The organism is Novosphingobium sp. SG751A, assembly GCF_013149295.1.
GTDB lineage: Bacteria > Pseudomonadota > Alphaproteobacteria > Sphingomonadales > Sphingomonadaceae > Novosphingobium.
In genome coordinates, this window is the sequence record NZ_JABGCB010000055.1 from 1 (window position 1) to 2,686 (window position 2,686).

2 protein-coding genes are annotated in these 2,686 nt (G+C 62.4%); both read right to left on the bottom strand.

Features of this window, described 5'->3' with window-relative positions; translation table 11 throughout:
• The coding region (locus FHW96_RS25775) for a mannitol dehydrogenase family protein (protein ID WP_371815820.1) at positions 1–1,268 on the bottom strand (1,268 nt) is incomplete at its 3' end.
• On the bottom strand, positions 1,265–2,683 hold the full coding sequence (uxaC, locus tag FHW96_RS25780; RefSeq protein ID WP_172343423.1) for a glucuronate isomerase: 1,419 nt from the start codon (positions 2,681–2,683) through the stop codon (positions 1,265–1,267). The genes FHW96_RS25775 and uxaC, both read right to left, overlap by 4 nt.
• Between the last annotated feature and the right edge of the window lie 3 nt (positions 2,684–2,686).

The window sequence follows — 2,686 nt, forward strand, 5'->3', positions numbered from 1 at the left end:
GCTTGGATGGCATCCTCGCCCGTTGCCGCTTGTGCGAGTTCCTGTGCGCGTGGGTCATCGACGGGGCCGTTGTCTCCGCGCAGATGTTTGATCCATGCGGCGATGGCCGAGAGGATGGCGGGGCATTGCCGCCCCTGCGCCTGATTGGCGGCCAAGGTGGTAAGCCAGCGCTGGGGGATCTTTTGCGAACCGTCCATCGCGATCTGGATCAGGCGGTGATTGAGCGCCGGATTGTCGAAGCGCTCGATCAACGCGGCGGCATAGGCGGCAAGGTCCATGCCCTCGGGCGCGGGGATGGTCGGGGCGGCTTCCTCGCGCATCAGGCGCAAGGCCATTTCGCGCAAGGCGGGATCACCAACCGCTTGATGCACATAGGAATATCCCGCAGCAAGCCCGCAATAAGCCAGCGCCGAATGTGCCCCGTTCAGCATCCGCAACTTCGCCGTCTCATAGGGCGCGACATCGGCAACGATCTGCGCACCCACCGCATCCCACGCCGGACGCGGACCGGCAAAGGCGTCCTCGATCACCCATTGGCTGAAAGGCTCGGTCATCACCACGCCTTCATCGCGCAGGGCAAGCAGGCCCTCAACCTCGGCGCGGTCGGCCTCGGTCGTGGCCGGCACGATGCGGTCGACCATGCTGCATGGGAAGGTGCAATTTGCAGCGACCCAATCCACCAGATCGGGATGATGTGCGGCCAGATATTCACCCATCAGGCGCTTCAACTGATGTCCATTGTCGGCCAGATTGTCGCAGGACAGCAGCGTCAGCCCGCCGATCCCCGCCGCCTTGCGCGCGGCCAGCGCATCGGCCAGCAGCGGATAGAAACCTCCCGCCGCAAGGGTCAGGTCGAGGCCGCCGTCCGCCTTGCGGCAATAGCCCTTCTCGGTCACGGTGAAAGTGACGATATGGGTGGCCGGATCGCTCAACAAAACCTTGATCCGCGACGGGTTTTCCGGCGCGACGAGTACCTCGGCCACGCTGCCGATCACGCGCAATTTCGTGCCCTCGCCCGATTTCTCGGCCAGCGTATAAAGCCCGTCCTGCGGGTTCAACTGCTCGCCAACGGTCGGACTGCGCAGCGAAATGCCCGCGATCAGCCAGTCACCATCATGGCTCTCCATCGCGCGATCCGTGTACCACGCCTGATGCGCGCGGGTGAAAGCGCCGAGGCCGAAATGGACGATGCCGATGCTTTTCGTCGCCCGGTCATAAGAGGGGAGGGCAGCATTTACGGGCAGGTTCTTTGCGGAAATCCGGCTCACAACTTATAGGCCTTTTTCACCAGATTATAGGTCAGGTCCTGTGCCAATTCGGCTGCTTCCCAATCGGCCATCCGGTGTTCAACCACCATCTGCGCCAGAAAACCGCAGTCGATCCGTCGAGCCACATCGTGCCGCGCCGGGATCGAGAGGAAGGCCCGCGTGTCATCGTTGAAGCCGACGGTGTTGTAAAAACCAGCCGTTTCGGTGGTCGCGTGGCGGAAGCGACGCATGCCCTCAGGGCTGTCGTGGAACCACCATGCCGGGCCGAGCTTCAGGCAGGGATAATGCCCGGCAAGCGGCGCGAGTTCGCGGGCATAGGTTGATTCATCCAGCGTAAACAGGATGATGGAGAGGCCCGCCTCATTGCCGAACACGTCGAGCAAGGGCTTGAGCGCGTTCACATAATCGGTGCGCATCGGAATATCGGCACCTTTGTCGCGGCCAAATCCGGCGAACAGCGCGGCATTGTGATTGCGGAAAGAACCGGGATGGATCTGCATCACCAGCCCGTCCTCAAGGCTCATGCCCGCCATTTCGGTCAGCATCTGGGCGCGGAACAGTTCGGCATCGGCAGGCGTGAAAGCGCCCTTGGCCACGCGGTCGAACAAAGCCTCAGCCTCGGCGCAGGACAGGTTGGCGGTCTGCGCGGTGGGGTGGCCATGGTCGGTGCTGGTGGCGCCGTGGGCCGCAAAGAAGGCGCGGCGCTGGCGATGGGCGGCCAGATAGCCTTGCCACGTAAGGCAATCCTCACCAGTTATCTCGCTGAAACGCTTGAGATTATCACGGAAGCCTTCGAACTCCGGATCGACCACCGGATCGGGCCGATAGGCCGTCACCACCCTGCCCTGCCAGCCACCGGCGGCATTCTCCGATTGAATCGCGGCGTGATGCGCCAGATCATCGAGCGGGCTTTCGGTGGTCGCGATCACCTCGATATTATAGCGATCAAACAAAGCGCGCGGGCGGAAAGCGTCTGTCGAAAGCTGCTCGGTAATCGTGTCGAAATAGAAATCCGCCGTCTCCGCGCTCAGCATTTCGCCCATGCCAAAGACCTCGGAAAACACCCAGTCCGACCACATGCGCGAGGGCGTGCCGCGATACAAATGCCAGTTTTCCGCCAGAATCCGCCATGCCTTGCGCGGGTCATAACTCGCCTTGGCCGGGCCAATCCCCAGATCCTCCAGCGCCACGCCCTGCGAATAGAGCATCCGAAACAGATAATGATCCGGGCGCAGCAGCAGCTCGGTCGCATTGCCAAACGTCTCGTTGCGCGCAAACCAGCTCGGGTCCGTATGCCCATGCGGGCTCACAATCGGCGCATCCTTCACATATGAATAAAGCTCGCGCGCAACAGCCCGAACGCCGGGCTCAGAGGGAAACAATCGGTCGGGATGCAGATCCAAGGGGCGGGGCATGAT

Bases quoted from the DNA above. Each gene is read 5' to 3' on its own strand.
- uxaC (WP_172343423.1), bottom strand. From the start codon at position 2,683: ATGCCCCGCCCCTTGGATCTGCATCCCGACCGATTGTTTCCCTCTGAG.